Consider the following 16,634-nt stretch of genomic DNA (forward strand, 5'->3'; position numbering starts at 1 on the left):
GTTCGCGCCCGATCACGTCGTCACACGCTCACCCCTCCGGAACAAGGCCATGGGAATTTTCGCGCGGCTCGCCCAGCTCATCAAATCGAACCTCAACGACCTCATCAGCAGCTCCGAAGACCCGGAGAAGATGTTGAACCAGGTCGTTCTGGACATGAACACGCAGCTCATCGAAGCGAAAAAGCAGGTCGCTGCTTCCATCGCCGACGAGAAGCGGCTCATGAAGCAGATGGAGCAGGAGATGGCCAGCGCGGCCGAATGGGAGCGCCGCGCCATGATGGCGTTGAAGGCCGGCAACGAGGAGCTGGCGAAAGACGCGCTGGCCCGCAAGAAGGAGCACGACTCGCTCGCCACGGCCTACAAGGAGCAGTGGGAGAAGCAGAAGGCAGCCGTCGATCAATTGAAGCGTGCGCTCCGCATGCTCAACAGCAAGATCGAGGAAGCGAAGCGGAAGAAGAACGTCCTCATCGCCCGGAAGAAGCGAGCCGAGGCGCAGAAGGCCATTCAAGAGACGATGAGCGGTCTCAAGGATCAGAGCGCCTTCGAGACCTTCGATCGCATGGCGCAGAAGGTCGATCAGCTCGAAGCCGAGGCGGAAGCCGGGGCCGAGCTATCCGAGGAGTACACGGGCGACGTCCTGGCGTCGAAGTTCAAGGACCTTGAGAAGTCGTCGGAGGCCGATGAAGAACTCTTGGCGCTGAAGCGCAAGATGGGGCTCGCGCCACCGGAGGCGCCCAAGGCGGAAGCGCCGAAGGCCGCGGCCGGCGCCCGCGTCGACGCCAGCCCCGAGGCTAAGCAGGCGGAGCTCACCCGCGCCGAACAAGAGGAGCTCGCGGCGGCGCTCGAAGAGCTCGAAGCCGAGCAGGTCGCGCAGCAGCGCAAAGCGGGTTCATGACGACAAAAGGCCCCGCGGCGTCCCTCGCGCCAACCCCTCAATCGTCCCCCTCGAGCACGGGCTCTCCGCGCGACCACGTCGCCCACTCGCTCGACTGCGATGCGCTCGTCGCGCACTACGCGACGAACCTCGACAAGGGCCTCACGACGGCCGAAGCGACGGCGCGCCTCGCCAAAGACGGAAAGAACGAGCTGCCACCGCCGCCGTCGCCGAGCGCCTGGAAGCGTATCCTCGCGCAGTTCGCCAACCCGATCGTTCTCACGCTGCTGGTCGCGGCCATCATCGCGCTTGTCGAGGGCATGAGCCGCTCCAACGAGCCGGCCCTCTCGCGCTTCGGCGATGCCATCGCGATCTTCCTGATCGTGGGACTGAACGCCGTCTTGGGTTTCTACCAAGAGCGCCAAGCGGAAGCGGCCCTCGAGGCGCTGCAGAAGATGCAGACGCCAAACGCGCGCGTGCGCCGCGACGACAAGGTCGCCGTCGTGCCCGCCGCGGAGCTGGTCGCGGGTGACGTGCTCGAGCTCGAGGCCGGCGACGCCATCCCCGCCGACGCTCGCGTGGTGCAGTCGATCGACATGGCGGCGGAAGAGTCGGCCTTGACCGGGGAGTCCGTTCCCGTGGGAAAGGACGCGGCCGCGCTGGTGCCGGAAGACGCGCCCTTGGGCGATCGAACCACGATGTTGTTCGTCGGTACCAACGTCGTGCGCGGCAAGGGCCGCGCTGTCGTTGTGGCCACGGCGGTGCGCACCGAGCTCGGCAAGCTCTCTGAATTGATGCGCCAGGCAGAGCCCGGCAAGACCCCTCTGGAAGAGAAGCTCGAGGTCTTTGGACAGAAGATCCTCTGGGCGTGCCTCCTCTTGTCGGCGCTGCTGTTCATCCGTGGTCTCACCAAGGGCGATCGGAGCTGGACGGAGCTGCTGCTCGAAGCTGTCAGCCTCGCCGTCGCAGCAATTCCTGAGGGCCTGCCGGCGATCACCACCATCACTCTCGCCCTTGGCATGCAGCGCATGGCGAAGCGCGGTGCGATCATTCGCAAGCTGGCGGCCGTGGAGACGCTGGGTGCGGCCACCGTCATTTGCTCCGACAAGACGGGCACGCTCACGCAAAACGAGATGACGGTCCGGGAGATCTACGCCGGCGGCGCGAACTACAACGTCACGGGCGTCGGCTACGATCCGCGCGGCGAAGTCCAGGAGGCCGGCGGCGCGGCCGTGTCGGTGCCTGACAAACCGCTAAGGCACCTCCTCGAAATCGTTGCACTTTGCAACAACGCGACCATCGACATCAACAGCGAAGGGACGTGGAAAGGCATCGGCGACCCCACGGAGGCGGCGCTCCTCACGCTCGCGGCCAAGGGCGGCCTTCCGCGCGAATCGCTCACGCCGGGGCATCAGCTCCTCAAGGAAGTGCCCTTCGACAGTGATCGCAAGCGCATGACGATCCTGACGCTCGACGCCAAGGGGCGCGAAATCGTCCACACGAAGGGCGGGGCAGAAGTGCTTCTCCCGATGTGCACCCGTGTGGATACGGACGGTGGCGTGACCGCGCTCGACGACGAGACGCGCAAGCGCATCAACGAACAAGTGGAGCGCATGTCGAGCGCTTCCTTGCGTGTACTCGCCGTGGCGCGGCGCGTCCTTCGCTCGAGCGAAGAGCGGCTCGTGGTCGACTTGAACGACCACGACGACATCGAGAAGGATCTCACGTTCGTGGGTCTCGTCGGCATGATCGACCCGCCCCGCGAGGGCGTGAAGGAGGCGGTCCAAGCCTGCGCCGATGCTCACGTCAGCGCCGTGATGATCACGGGCGATCACAAGCTCACGGCGATGGCCATCGCCCGCGAGTTGGGTCTCTTCCCGGAGGGAGCCGAGGCGCGCACCGGCGCCGAGCTCACGAAGATGACCGACCAGGAGCTCGAGGAGTGCGTCGACCGCGTGCGCGTCTTCGCGCGCGTCACGGCCGAGCAGAAGCTCCGCATCGTGAGGGCCTTCAAGGCTCGCGGCCACGTTGTCGCGATGACCGGCGACGGAGTCAACGACGCGCCGGCGCTTCGCGAGGCTCATATCGGCGTGGCCATGGGGAAGGGCGGGACCGACGTCGCGCGTCAGGCCGCCGATATGGTCATCGCCGACGACAACTTCGCCACCATCGTCCACGCGGTCCGCGAAGGCCGGGCCATCTACCGGAACATCCAGAAGTTCATCTACTTCTTACTCTCGTCGAACGCCGGCCTGGTGGTCGCGGTGTTCGTCGCCTCGTTCCTCCCGAACGTGCACCCGCTGACGCCGCTGATGATCCTGTGGATCAACCTGGTCACCAACGGTCTGCCGGCGCTCGCGCTCGGCATCGACGCCCCCGATGACTCCCAGATGCACGAGCCGCCGCGCCGCAACGATACGGGGCTGCTTCGACCGCGCGAGTACGCGGGCATCATCCTCGTGGGCCTCTTCATGGGTGGGTGCGGCATCGCTTGCTACCTCTGGCCCTGGTCCGTGGGCGAGAGCTTGAAGCACGACTACGGCCGCGCGGTAGCCTTCTCGCTCTTGGCCCTCAGTCCCCTCTTTCACGCGTTCAACTGCCGCTCATCGCGCGTGTCGATCCTTGGCCTCAAGCCCATCGTGTTCTTGCCGCTGGTCCTGGCCGTGGCTGTGAGCGCCGGTATCCACCTGCTCGCGGTCTTGGTCCCCGGGCTCCGGCCCGTCTTCAAGACCCTGCCCATGTCGTCAAACGACTGGCTTGTCCTGGTCGCGCTGTCGGCATCGATCATCCCGGTCGTCGAGCTCGTGAAGCTCGTCACGCGGCCATCACCAGACGTGAAGAAGAGCGCCACCGCCTGAAGTCCTAGCCACGCTCCGGGGATTCCATGTTTACGTCGCCGCGTTTCGCCGCCCGAGCCCGCCCGTATTCTGTCGCTCCCTGGAGCGTGCCGCTGCTCCTCGCCGTCGCCTCGTGCGGCGGAGCGCCCGCCGCGGCGCCGGTGCAAGCGGGGCAAAGGAGCGCCAACGAATCCGTCGGCGAGGCGATGGTCGCCCAGGGTGGAACGTCGGCCCTCGGGAGCAACGCCACGGCGGGCGCCTCGCTCGCGACGTCGTTGAAGGCCGAGCTCTTGCCGAAAGACTCGAAGCTCAAGATGGACGGCGTCCTGCTCGAGTGGCCTCAGCGCACCGCCGCTGAGGTCATCGTGAAGGGCACGCCGAAGGTGAAGTTCTCCGCGGCCGTGCAGTACGACGCCGAGCGCATCTACGTGGGCGGCGACATCGGCGACAAGGGCTTCGTCGCGGGTCGCTCCGCGGCGTCGCTCATCATCGCGTTTCCCAGCGGCGGCGGCGCTTACGCGACCTACGAGGTGCGCTTCGAGCCGGGCCAAGCCGGTGAGAGCGCGGGCAGCGTCAAGCTCCGCGGACAGGCCGTCTCTGGCGCGAAGATCGTCGAAGCGCCGAACGACGGCGGCGTGAGCTTCGAAGCGTCGCTTCCGTGGAGCACGTTCCCAGAGGCCGCGCAGCTCCGCGTGGGCCTGCGCGGCGCGCTCCACTACGCCGACGCGACGGGCAGCATCCTCGCGACCGGCGAGGGCGACGCGAGCGACGCCAAACGACTGCCGGCGCTGCCGACGGAGCCAGAGCAGGCGCTCGTCGACGCGCTCTTGGCGCCGAAGGGCCTCATTCGTGAGGCGCCGAAGTTCGAGCTCTACGCAGACGTGGCCGGCGACGCCATGAAGGAGCGGGTGTCCGTCTTCGGCAACTACTTCACGATCTGCGGCCCCGGCTACCGCGAAGGGCGCGAGTTCTTCTTCCGCGATCTCGGCGCCGAGCTCGTGCAGCTCGAGGCGCGCGATCTGACGGGACGCGGCAAGGCCGATCTGGTGGTCCGCCGTCGCTACAATACCAAGGGCGGCAGCCGCGAGCACTTCGAGGTGTGGAGCCTGCTCGGCGGCGCCGAGCCGGTCACCACCTTCGCCCACGAGATCCTCGTTACCGACGGAACGCGCAAGGTCACCAACGCGGTGCGGGCCGGCGCCAAGGAGATCGAGATCAGCACGGCGGCGCCGGTGGGTTTTAGCGTCCAAACGTACAAGGAGCCGGTGACCACCGACGTCGAGCCCGTTCTCCTGCCTTGGGGCGCCGTGAAGTCCCGGTCCTTTCGCTTCGACGGCACCAAGTTCGTTCGGGCGAAGGAGGTCGCGCAGGCCGCCGAGGCGGCGCCCGCCGAGAAGCCCGCCAACGCCGTCACGCAGACCGTGGCGGCGGCGCCGCCGACGCCGGTTCAGAAGAAGGGCGGCGACACGGCCAAGCAGCTCCTCGAGCAGTTCAAGAAGGAGCGCGGCGTCGCCGACGACGTGAAGCCCAAGACCGACACGCTCGTGCACGTCGCCGAGGACGCTCGCCCCGAACGCGTGATGCTCATCGGGCGCGACATCGTGGTCTTCGGGCCTGGCTTCAAAGGCGGCACAAGCTACGCGTACCTGACGCTGTCGCAGTTCGAGTCGGAAGGTGACGTGCGGGAGATGACGACGCGCGACCTGAACGGCGACGGCGCGGCGGACCTCATCGTCCGCGGCGTGCGCCGCGTCGAAGCGCAAGGGGCGAGCAAGCAAGGGGCGGCGAAGGTCGAGCTCGAGACGTTGTTCGTCTACAGCGTGACGGCGCAAGGGATCACCCGCGTGTTCGGCATCGAGACGGCGCGCGAGGTCGGCGCAAAGCGAGTGCAAGGCCTCGTGCAGTTCGTCCCCGCGAAGGGCGGAAAGACCTTCGAGGTCGACGTACGCCCGGGACGAGCCGTTGGCTGGACTGACAAGACCTACCCCTGGGGCCAAGAGCAACCGGGCACCGGCGCGCTCGAACCGTTGCTGTTGCCTTGGGGCGGCGTGGCGTCGCTGCGGTACGCGTGGGACGGGTCGAAGTTCGCGCTCTCGCGCTGAGCCCCTGCAGGGACATTCGGCTAACCTGCACCCATGCAGGCCGATCACGCCTACGCCGAGCTGCTCCTCCACTTTCGAAGCCACGCGCTCATCGACTCCGCGAAGAACGTCCTCGAGTGGGACGGCGAGACGATGTTGCCGGAGGGTGGCGTCGCGCATCGAGGGGACCAGATCGCGGAGCTCGCGGGCATCGCGCACGAGAAGTTCATCGCGCCGCGAGCCCTCGAGCGACTCGAGGAGCTCTCCAGCACCGACCTGGCGAGGGGCACCGGCGAGAGGGCCACGAACCTGCGTGAGTGGCGACGCTCGACGTCACGAAAGTGTCGCCTCGAGCGCAAGCTCGTCGAGCGCACCGCGCGGCTCACCTCCGTCGCCCAGCACGCTTGGGCGAGCGCCCGCAAAGCCGACGACTTCGCGGCCTTCCTGCCGCACCTCGAAGCGGTGCTCCAAGCAAAGCGCGAGGAGGGCGCGGCGCTCGCCGTGGACCACGAGACGCCATGGGAGGCGCTGCTCCAGGAGTTCGAGCCTGGCATGACCGCGGCGTCGATCGATTCGCTCTTCCTCCCCTCGCGCGCGAGCTCCGCGCGCTCCTCGGGCGGGTCCGCGGCGCCGCTGTCCAACCGCGGAGCGACGTTTTGCGACGCCGCGTCGAGGTGGGAGCGCAGCGACGCTTCGCGGAATCCGTCATCACGCGACTCGGCTTCGACTGGCGGCGCGGTCGCCTCGACACGTCGGCCCACCCCTTCAGCACGCACCTCGGCCCCGACGACACCCGAATCACGACGCGCTTCTACGAGGAGGACCTCCAGGAAGGCCTCTTTGGAGCGCTCCACGAGGCGGGCCACGCGCTCTACGATCAGGGCCTGCCGGTTTCGGCCTTCGGGACGCCGCGCGGCGAGGCCGCGTCCTACGGAGTGCACGAGTCCCAGTCGCGACTCTGGGAGAACTTCGTCGGCCGCAGTCCCGGCTTCTGGCGATGCCTCTACGGCGAGCTGCGCCGCACTTGGCCCGGCACCCTCGACGACGTGCCCGAGCATGACTTCGTCGGAGCCATCAACGCCGTGGAGCCGGGGCCGAATCGGGTGCGCGCCGACGAAGTGACCTACAACCTCCACGTCGTCGTCCGCACGGAGCTGGAGCGCGCGCTCCTCGCGGGCGATCTCGCGGCGCGCGAGCTGCCGGGCGCGTGGAACGAGGCGTACCTGAGGGAGCTCGGCGTCCCGCCCTCGAGCGACGCCGAGGGCTGCCTGCAAGACGGACACTGGAGCGCCGGGCTCTTCGGCTATTTCCCCACGTACACGTTTGGAAACCTCATGGCGGCTGAGTTCTTCGCCGCCGCCGAGCGCGCGACCGGCGACCTCGAGGAGGCCTTCTGCCGTGGCGACTTTGCTTCGCTGCTCTCGTGGCTCCGCGCGAATGTGCACCGCCACGGAAAGACGTTCCCCGCGCCGGCCCTCCTCGAACGCGCCACCGGCTCCGTGCTCGGCCATCGAACGCTGGTCGACGCGCTGACGAAGAAGTGCGCCCTCGTCTACCGGTTCTGAAGAAGACCTAGCGGACCGTCTTTCGCCACGGATCGTCGTGTTCCGAAATCGAAGGCGCGACTGGGCGCTTCGGCGCGGTGGACGCCCTTGCCTTGATGGCGCTCGAGCGGGCCTGCGGCGGAGGGGCCGGAGCAGCAAGCGTCGCGCCGCTGGGCGCGGAGACGGCGGGTTCGACGGCAGGAGCCGCGCTAGCCGGCGGCGGTGCTTCTGCCACGGTAGAGGGCAACGGCCGCGTTGGCGCGATCACGAGCGGGCCGGAAAGAGTGGCCTCCGTCGCGACTTGCAAGGTGGGCACGGGAGTCGCCGAAGGCCTTCGGCGGAGCGCGCCGACGGCGAGCGTCGCCACCGAGAGTACACCGACAACTGCGACGAGCCCCTTCCGGAGACGCGACGGCGTGCCCTGTTGAACGGGCTGAGCGGCCCGCGCCTCGCTGGCGGGCGCCTCGGCCGCGACGATCAGGGCGTTGAGCGCGCGCTCAAGCTCCGCCATCGACGCGAAGCGTTTCGGCGGATCTTTCTCGAGGCACTTCATGACGAGGCGCTCGAGCTCCGGCGAGATGTCCGCGCGCGACGACGCCTGCGTGACCGGCGTTGGCGCCTTGTAGAGATGTTGCGAGAGGACACTCGCGACGACCTCCGCGTCAAAGGGGACGCGGCCCGAGAGCATCTCGTACATCATGACGCCCAGCGCGTAGACGTCGGCACGCTCATCGACGAGCGTGCCCGCCGCTTGCTCCGGCGACATGTAGTGCGGCGTTCCGAAGACGGCGCCGGCCTGCGTCAGCGGTTCACGGGCGCCCTCTGGTGCCGTCACTTTCGCGATGCCGAAGTCGAGGATCTTGACGAAGTCCGGCTCCGCGCCGCGCCGCACCAACATCACGTTGTCGGGCTTCAAGTCTCGATGGACGATGCCGGCCCGGTGCGCCGCCGAGAGACCATCGGCGATCTGCCGGCAAATCCAGAGGAGCCGCGGCAGCGGGAGCGGCCCCCCGCGGACCACCTCCGCGAGGCTCACGCCGTCTAAGAACTCCATCACCAGGTAGCGCGAGCCGTCGGAGAGCTCGCCGAAGTCCGAGACCTCGACGATGTGCGCGTCGCCAATGGTGGACGCGGCCCGCGCCTCCGTGAGGAACCGATCGAGCGCTTCGCGACTGCCGGCGACCCCGGACCTTAGAACCTTCAGGGCCACGGGCTTGTCGATGAACCGATGGCGGGCCAGATACACGCGCCCCACACCGCCTTCGCCGAGGAGCCGTTCGACGTGGTACCGCCCATCGAGGACGGAGCCCTCGAGCGCGTCACCACCTCGTCCATCGCCGGCCCCCGCGTCGGCGCTCGGCGGCGCCGGAAGGGTCTCGGCGCTCTTCGGATCGGGTGCTTCGGCCACGGCCGAGAGGAATATATCGCAAGCGACGCTTGCGAAAGTCCAAGGCGCGCTGCTACTGACACTCGACCGATGGGCTATCCGCTCCAGCTCGCCCTCCGCTACATGGCGTCGAAGAAGGGCGCGTTTGTCTCGCTCGGCACCGCCTTCGCGATGTTGGGGGTGATTCTCGGGGTGGCCGCGCTCTCCATCGTGATGAGCGTCACGGGCGGATTCAAAGACCAGTTCCGCGAGAAGGTGCTGGGCGTCAACGCGCACGTGCTGGTGCTCAAGTACTCCATCGACTTTCGCGAATACCGCGACGTCATGGCCAAGGTAGAGAAGGTGCCTGGGGTCACCGGCGTGGCACCCTTCATCATCAACCCGATGATGGTGACGCGCGGCGACCGGACGGCGACGGGCGTGCTCTTGAAGGGCGTCGACCCCGATCTCATGCGCAAGGTCCTGGACCTACCCAAGCACATGGTCAAAGGCTCGCTCGACGGCCTAAGGCGGCCTGGCGCGAAGGCGCCGGAGCGGGCGAGCGACGCGAACCGGGAGAACCTATTTCGCCCTCTCGATCGGGACGCAGGCACCGAAGGTTTTCTCGACGTCCTCAGGCGCGAGATCGACAAGGACGACCAAAAGGCAGCCGCTCTGGCCAGCGCGGCGCCGGAGAATGCGCCGGTCCCGGGCGGCCCCGTCGGCGACGTCACGCCGCAGGGCGGGTTTCAGAGCCAGTTGCCGACCGACGACGTGCCGCTACCGGGCCTCGACGACGATCCTTGCTCCAAGGAAGGCGTCGACGAGCGGCTGCCGGGCATCGTCATCGGCCGCTCGCTCGGTGTGCAGCTCGGCGCCGACATCGGTCAATGCGTTCAAGTCACGAGCCCAATGATCGGCTTCAGCTTCGGCGCCTCCGGCGCGAGGCCGGCCATCGCAAAACAGTTCCGCGTCGTCGGAATGTTCGAGGCCGGCTTCGATCAATACGACTCGAAGCTCGTCTACACGGACATCTTCGAGGCCCAGGCGTTCTACGACCAAGGCGACAGCGTCACCGGTGTCGAGATGAAGGTCGCAACGATTGACGACGCGGGAACGATCGCGCGGTCCATCGACGCTCTGCTCGGCAACAGCGTCTATCACACGATGGACTGGATGGAGCTCAACCGCGGTCTCTTTACGGCGCTCCTCATCCAGCAGATCGCCATGAGCGTGGTGCTGGCGCTCATCCTCGTCGTCGCCGCCTTCACGGTGGTCGCGACCTTGATCATGGTGGTCTTGGACAAGAAGAAGGAGATTGCCCTCCTCAAGGCGCTCGGCGCCAGCGACGCGGCGGTCCTTCGGATCTTTCTCTACCAGGGCGCCATCATCGGCATCGTGGGCACAGCGCTGGGTCTGATCCTCGGCTACGCGGCCTGTCGACTCCTCTTGGCGTACGGCTTTCCTCTGGACCCGAAGGTCTATTTCATTTCGCACCTCCCGGTGAACCTCCGGCCGACGGAGTTCGTGATCACGGGCTGCCTCGCCGTGGGCTGCTGCCTCATCGCGACGGCCTTCCCAGCGCTCTACGCGGCGCGGATGCGGCCCTCCGAGGGCCTTCGCGCCGAGTAGTGGCGCCCGCCACCGCCTGGTGGGAAAAGCACTGTCGGAGCGGTTCACGTTGACCGTGCACGGTAGCGCTCGGTACGCTCCGCCTTCTTCCCATGCGGTTTCTCGTCGAGGTGAACGCGCTTGGCCAAACGGACGCCAAGCGATACGGCGTCGAGGCCGACACTTGGCAGAAAGCCCTCCAAGACACGCGCCGCTTGCGCGGTGAAGAGGGCCAGATAAGCGGTTTTTCCATCGAGCTGCTCGAAGACGGCTGCCGCGCTGTCGACCCCATGGCCCGCCTTCGCTACGTGGTGAAGAAAGGCGACGCGGCGCTCCCGTTGGGGGTGCTCGACGATGGCGTTGCGACGCCGACGGTTCGCCCAAACACGGCCGCGGGCGCGGCTGGCGCGCGACCGGCGGCGCCTCGGCCCCCGGCCGCGCCTGCGCCCAAAGCCCCGGCGGCGCCCACGTCGCAGCCTCGCGTGCCCGAATCCAAACCGAAGCTCGCGCCAGCACCCGCAGCAGCAGCGGCGACCGCCGCCGCAGCCCCGCCGCCGGCCGCGCCGGCTCCGGCGGCGCCAACAGCGCCCGCCGTCACACCGGCGCCACCGTCGTCGGCGCCGCGCCCCGGACCTGCGAGCCGACCCGCGGCCCGCCTCGCGCCTTCGGCGCCGCCACCGCCGGCCGCGCCGCGCTCGCCGTTGCCGGTCCTTTCCCGGCGCGAGCAGGCCCCTTCGGCCGCGAGTCCCCTTCACTACCGCGAAGAAGCGGTCTTGGTGACGGCCGGCTCCAGTGAGACCAGCATCGAGATCGCACTGCGCACCCACCTCGCCGACCTCGAGACCGAGCTGTCGTCGCAGCCCCGCGGGAAATTCGTGCAAATTGCAGCTTTCGATGCGCCGCCAGCGAACGCGAAGGTCAAGCCCATCGTGGTGCTCGCGTGGAAGGACTGGAAGACCCCGGCCGTCAGCTTTTCGTACCCACGGCGCTCGGCCGGCGCCGCCGCGAGCCACGCCCCGACACCTTCGGACGCGCCGACGATGTCGATCCCGCCGGAGATGGCGTCGAGCCTGGCGGCCTCGGCGATCCCGCGGCACGCGCCGCCGCCGGCCGACCTCGCTCTCTCCTCCCTCCTCCTCCTCCTCCTCCTCCTCCGCCGCCGCCGCCGCCCACCGCATCGTCGGCGCCCGCGCCCGGGGCCACCTTCGGCGAGCAGGCCGTCGCCAAGGTCTCGTCGTTCGTCCCGGTGCCACTTCCCGCTCCGCCCGCCGCAGCCCCGTCCGCGAGCCTGGCTCGACCGTCGTCGTCAGGCGGATTCTCGGTCACCGACACCGCGCGCCGCAGGGCCATGGGCGACAAGCGCGTGCCCGGCGAAGAGCTCATCGCGCAGCTCTTCGAGGACATGCACGCCGTCCACTTCTTGAGCGACGCCCTGGAGGGCGGGCACTTCTGCCTCGCCGTCGCCATGGAGAAGCTGCCCTCCGCGGCCGCGTATCTCCACCTCTACGACATCGACAAGCGCGAGTTCGTCATCGTCTGCGTGCGCGGCGGCAGCACGGAGAAGCACCTCCTCGAGCGCACCGGAGAGTCCGACGCGCTGCTCTCGCAGGCGATGCGCAAGCGCCGCTCGGTCGTCGTCAACGAACCTCCCGCCGATGGCAGCATCGCGGCGGGTCGCTTTGCGTCGCTCGGCGGGGCGAAGCGCATCATCGTGACCCCGGTCATGCAAGCGGGCCGCTTTCTCGGTGTCATCGAGCTGGTGAACCCGCTCGACGGCGCGCCCTTCAGCGAGCTGGAAGGCAACGCGCTCACGTACATGGCGGAGCAATACGCGGAGTTCGTCGCCGCGCGCGGCGTGGTCCTCGAGGCCGAGAAGGTCAGTCGCGCCTTCGAGCAATCGCGCGCGTCGACGTGACGTGAGCCGACACAACAATGAAGGAACGCGCGCGCCAAGGCATCGCGACCTTCCTCCTGGTGCCTGCGGTGCTCGTCGCCGTCGGCGTCCTCGCGTACTTCACCGTTCGGACGACGCTTCAAATCGAGAAGCTCCGCCAGCAGTCGGTGCTCGAAGCCACGCTGGCGCTCGCTCGCGAGAAGGCTGACCGCATCGACAAGCGCATCGTCGAGCAAGACAGCGCCATCATGGCCATCGCCGACCCGGCCCACGTGCTCGAGCTGACGGAGCGCTGGCTTCCGACGGCCCCTCGCGAGACGCCGACGATCCGCGCGATCCTCGTCCTCGACGAAGCGCGCAACGTCCTCAGCTTCGCGTCGCGCGCGAGCGGAGCCCTCGCAGAGGACGAGGCCTTTCGTCGGCTCCTCGTCGTGCGGATGCTCGGCGACATGGAGCTCGGCGGCCAGCCGCTCGATCAGCTGAGGCACCTGCATCGCGTCTACCGCGGCCAGAGCTACCTGGTGAGCTACTGGCAAAAGCAACAGGCCGGCGGGCGCTACCTCGTGGTGGCGTGGCACGACATTGGGCGCATCGTGAAGTACGCGCTCCCGAGCCTCACCGCCGAGCCCGTCGGCGGCGCCGCACCGAGCCGCGTCAATGTCGTCGACGAAGAGGGGCGCATCATCTTCGGCCCGCAGCTGCGAACGGGCCAGTTCACCGTCTCGGTGCGCTTCCCTACGACGCTCTACAACTGGTCGCTGCAAGTCGTCCCCGCCACCGGCGAGGAGCTAGCCACGCGCGTCGCCAATCGGCGACTCCTCGAGCTCATCATGGTGGCCTTCGCGTGCCTCGTCGTCGTGGCCGGCGTCATGGCGATCCTCTTCGCGACTTGGAAGGAGCGACGCATCAGCGAGCTCAAGAGCGAATTCGTCGCCAACGTGAGCCACGAGCTCAAGACGCCGCTGGCGCTCATTCGCATGTTCGGCGAGATGCTCCAGTCGGGGCGCGTTGCCAACGCGAGCAAGCACAAGGAGTACATCGACATCATCGTCGCCGAGAGTGAGCGCCTCTCGAGCCTCATCGAAAACGTTCTCGACTTCGCCAAGGTGGATCGGGGTCACGACGCCTACGACTTCGCCGTCGGCGACCTCGGTGCTGCCGTCACCCGCGCCGTCACCACCTACCGGCACCACGCAGAGCGTGAAGGCGTGGAGCTGACGTGCGACATCGTTGGCGAGCTCGGTGAGTCGATGCTCGATGAGCGCGCCGTTCAACTTGCGGTCATCAACCTCATCGACAACGCGCTCAAGTACGCCTCCGACGGGAAGGTCGTCCGCGTCCGGGCTTCCCGCGAGGGCAGCGAGTTGATCGTCCGCGTCATCGACCGAGGGCCCGGCGTACCCAAAGAAGATCGCGAGCGGATCTTCGAGCGTTTCGTCCGAGGCAACCGCGCCATCGCGCCCACGGGCGCGCCCGTTCGCGGGAGCGGCATCGGCCTCTCGCTCGTGAAGCACATCGCCGAGAGCCACGGCGGGCGGGCGTGGGTCGAGAGCTCCGAGGGCGCGGGCGGGTCGACTTTCGCCCTGTCGATCCCAGCGCTTGCGGCGGGAACGTCACGGTAATCCGCCCGCGCGCCGCTCGAAGACGCCGCGCGGGAAATCGGTCCTCATTTCCGGCGGGCCGATGTCTTGTGTTGACCTGCCGGCGTCCCCCGATATCCTCTCTGGACGGCATGCCGCGAGCGGCAGCGCCGTGCTGTTCAGACTGGGCGTCGGCTTGCGCCGCCGCCAGGGCTCGGGAGGGTCCGTTTTTTTTCACCATGGCGAGTGACGACGCGAAGCTGTTTGTGGCCGGTTTGCCCGACAGCATGACGGAAGAGGCGCTAAAGCAAGTATTCGAAGCGGCGGGAGGCACGGTTATCAACGTGAGCCTCCCGAAGGACCGGGCAACAGGACGCCCGCGAGGCTTCGGATTCGTAACCCTGTCCTCCGCACAAGAGGCACAGGCGGTGCGCGACGTTTTGGACGGGTCGCTTCAAGCGGGCCGATCCATCTCTGTCCGACCGTTCTCGCAGGAGCCCCCGAAACGGGGCGAAGGGCCTCCCTCGCGAGGTACGTTCGGGGGCGGCGGCTCCTTCGGCGGTGGCGCGCCGGGCGGCCCCCCGATGGATCGCGGGCCGCGGCCAGCCGGCCCTGGGGGCGCTGCGCAGGCCCCGGACCGCACTCTCTACGTCGGCAATCTGCCCTACGACTGCACCATCCAGGAGGTTGAGACCCTCATTGGCGGCGTGGCCGGAGAAGGCCAGGTCGTGCGCGTTCACCTCCCGACGGACCCGGACGGCCGCAAGCGCGGCTTCGGCTTCGTCACGATGGCGAGTTCCGAGACCGCGAAAACGGCGGCGACCTCGCTTTCGGGACAAGAGTTTCGAGGAAGGCGACTCGTCGTCAACTTGGCTCACCCCAAGGGTGATCGTCCGCCGCCTCGCGAGGGTGGTGGAGGCTACGCCGGCGGTGGCGGCGGTGGAGGTTTCGGTGGTGGCGGTGGCGGCGGCGGCTTCGGCGGCGGCGGCTTCGGCGGACCGCCCGCAGGGGGTGGCTTCGGCGGCCCGCCCGCGCCCCCACGACGAGCCTTCGACGATCGGGGCAAACGCAAGGCGGGCCCGGCCAACGAGGACGGCCCGAAGAAGCGCCGTTTCGGCGGCGGCGAGAAGCGCCAGCGCGACGACGACTGGAAGGGCGGCACGGGCGACGACGACTGACGTGCCCTCTGACGAGTCTTGACGGCGGAAGACCGTGAGAGTACTTCCGCTGACCCCTCTTTTTGGGGCGCCGCGGCTTCGCCTGGCGCCCACTGAATCCCGGAGCTCGCGATGCGCGACATCATCAAGCTGACCTGCGGCAACTGCAACCGTGCGAACTACGTGACCACGAAGAACAAGCGGACGATGTCCGAGAAGTTCGAGATCACCAAGTTCTGCTCTACGTGCCGGAAACATCATCCGCACAAAGAAGGCAAAATCTCGAAGGGGTGAGTCGAGCCCTCGAGGCTCTTCGCGCTCGTTCGCCTTTCGAGCGCTCGCTGGCAGGTCGCCGGCGAGCGCTTTTTGCTGCCCGTCGGGCGCGGGCCTGTCTCTTCGCGCACGGGCCAAACACGTCTCGCTCCGAGAGCGGCGGTCCCCCCGTTCGTCGAACACCTCACACTTGTTCAGCTCGCCGGGCTTTGGCGCTAGACGGCCCGACGTCGTGTGGTAGAAGCTCCGCCCGCCCCTGGTTCACTCCTGGACCCAACGGCGCCGGAGAATCCCCACCCGATGATCTTCGACTGGCTCCACGGCCTGTTCTCGAACGACCTCGCCATCGATTTGGGGACGGCGACCACGCTCATCTACGTCAAGGGCAAGGGCATCGTGTCTTGCGAACCGTCCGTCGTCGCCGTCCAGCGCGACGCCCGGGGCGGCAACAAAGTGCTCGCCGTCGGCCGTGAGGCCAAGGAGATGCTCGGCCGCACGCCCGGCAACATCCGCGCGGTCCGGCCCCTGCGCGACGGCGTCATCGCCGACTTCGAGATCACCGAAGCGATGCTCCGGTATTTCATCGCGCGAGCCCACAACCGGCGGACCCTGGTCAAGCCGCGGATCATCATCTGCGTGCCCTTCGGCATCACGGAGGTCGAGAAGCGCGCCGTGAAAGAGAGCGCCGAGAGCGCCGGGGCGCGCGAGGTCTACCTCATCGAGGAGCCCATGGCGGCGGCCATCGGCGCCGGCCTCCCCATCACGGAGCCCTCGGGCAACATGGTTGTCGACATCGGCGGAGGCACCACCGAGGTCGCGGTCATCTCGCTCGCCGGCATCGTGTACTCGCAGAGCGTTCGCGTCGGCGGCGACAAGATGGACGAGGCCATTCAGGCTTACCTCAAGCGCAAGTACAACCTCGCCATTGGCGAGCAGACGGCCGAGCGCATCAAGATGCAGGTCGGCAACGCGTACCCGCTGGAGCAGCAGCTCACGAGCGAGGTCAAGGGGCGCGATCTCGTGGCCGGCGTGCCGAAGACCGTCGTCGTCAACTCCGACGAGATCCGGGAAGCGCTCGCCGAACCCACAAACGCCATCGTCGAAGCGGTGCTCCTCGCCCTTGAGAAGACGCCGCCCGAGCTCGCGGCCGACATCGTCGACAAGGGCATCGTCCTCACCGGCGGCGGCGCGTTGCTCAAGAACCTGGATGTCCTCTTGCGCGAGGAGACGGGCCTGCCGGTCATGGTCTCCGACGACCCCATCAGCGCGGTCGTCTTGGGCAGCGGCAAAGCGCTCGATCACATGGAGCTTTTGAAGGAGGTGACGATCAGCTAGCGCGTGGTTCGAGTGGCTCGGCCCGGCGCATTCGCGCGCCGATGGCGCTCCGGCGCACTCGAGGAGAACACGCGAAGCAACG

Annotated in this window: 11 protein-coding genes and 1 pseudogene; 11 read left to right on the forward strand and 1 reads right to left on the reverse strand. The window is 68.1% G+C overall.

The features are described from left to right. The first annotated feature begins 49 nt into the window (after positions 1 to 49). From IPG50_19035 to IPG50_19055, 5 genes and pseudogenes are all read left to right on the forward strand, one after another. Entirely contained in the window at positions 50 to 895 is an 846-nt protein-coding gene (locus IPG50_19035; protein MBK6694279.1) for a PspA/IM30 family protein, read from the forward strand. Further along, complete coding sequence (locus IPG50_19040; GenBank protein MBK6694280.1) at positions 892 to 3,732, forward strand: cation-translocating P-type ATPase; 2,841 nt, start codon at positions 892 to 894, stop codon at positions 3,730 to 3,732. Before IPG50_19035 ends, IPG50_19040 begins: the two co-directional genes overlap by 4 nt. Positions 3,733 to 3,818: 86 nt before the next feature. Then, complete coding sequence (locus IPG50_19045; protein MBK6694281.1) at positions 3,819 to 5,813, forward strand: hypothetical protein; 1,995 nt, start codon at positions 3,819 to 3,821, stop codon at positions 5,811 to 5,813. A gap of 33 nt (positions 5,814 to 5,846) precedes the next feature. Next, a pseudogene (locus tag IPG50_19050) lies at positions 5,847 to 6,374 on the forward strand (carboxypeptidase M32). Then, positions 6,311 to 7,357, forward strand: coding sequence for a hypothetical protein (locus IPG50_19055; GenBank protein ID MBK6694282.1), 1,047 nt, complete (start codon positions 6,311 to 6,313; stop codon positions 7,355 to 7,357). The pseudogene IPG50_19050 and the gene IPG50_19055 overlap by 64 nt, the downstream one beginning before the upstream one ends. Positions 7,358 to 7,364: 7 nt before the next feature. Here the strand turns inward: IPG50_19055 and IPG50_19060 are convergent, their stop codons facing one another. Further along, positions 7,365 to 8,744, reverse strand: coding sequence for a serine/threonine protein kinase (locus IPG50_19060; GenBank protein MBK6694283.1), 1,380 nt, complete (start codon positions 8,742 to 8,744; stop codon positions 7,365 to 7,367). A gap of 69 nt (positions 8,745 to 8,813) precedes the next feature. On the opposite strand from IPG50_19060, the gene IPG50_19065 reads away from it, so the two are divergent. The 6 genes from IPG50_19065 to IPG50_19090 all read left to right on the forward strand — a co-directional run bounded on the left by IPG50_19065 (position 8,814) and on the right by IPG50_19090 (position 16,552). Then, positions 8,814 to 10,334, forward strand: a complete 1,521-nt coding sequence (locus tag IPG50_19065) for an ABC transporter permease (protein MBK6694284.1) — start codon at positions 8,814 to 8,816, stop codon at positions 10,332 to 10,334. A gap of 919 nt (positions 10,335 to 11,253) precedes the next feature. After that, positions 11,254 to 12,228, forward strand: coding sequence for a GAF domain-containing protein (locus IPG50_19070; protein ID MBK6694285.1), 975 nt, complete (start codon positions 11,254 to 11,256; stop codon positions 12,226 to 12,228). A 17-nt stretch (positions 12,229 to 12,245) separates the two neighbouring features. Beyond that, positions 12,246 to 13,829 (forward strand): HAMP domain-containing histidine kinase, encoded by a 1,584-nt coding sequence (locus IPG50_19075; GenBank protein ID MBK6694286.1) that lies wholly within the window; start codon positions 12,246 to 12,248, stop codon positions 13,827 to 13,829. Positions 13,830 to 14,371: 542 nt separating this feature from the next. Then, on the forward strand, positions 14,372 to 14,965 hold the full coding sequence (locus tag IPG50_19080; GenBank protein MBK6694287.1) for an RNA-binding protein: 594 nt from the start codon (positions 14,372 to 14,374) through the stop codon (positions 14,963 to 14,965). Between the two features lie 111 nt (positions 14,966 to 15,076). Further along, on the forward strand, positions 15,077 to 15,238 hold the full coding sequence (gene rpmG, locus IPG50_19085) for a 50S ribosomal protein L33 (protein ID MBK6694288.1): 162 nt from the start codon (positions 15,077 to 15,079) through the stop codon (positions 15,236 to 15,238). A 279-nt stretch (positions 15,239 to 15,517) separates the two neighbouring features. Next, positions 15,518 to 16,552 carry a rod shape-determining protein gene (locus tag IPG50_19090; protein ID MBK6694289.1) on the forward strand — a complete coding sequence of 345 codons (1,035 nt, stop codon included), beginning with the start codon at positions 15,518 to 15,520 and terminating at the stop codon, positions 16,550 to 16,552. Positions 16,553 to 16,634 lie beyond the last annotated feature (82 nt).

The organism is Myxococcales bacterium, from assembly GCA_016703425.1.
Taxonomy (GTDB): domain Bacteria; phylum Myxococcota_A; class Polyangia; order Polyangiales; family Polyangiaceae; genus JADJCA01.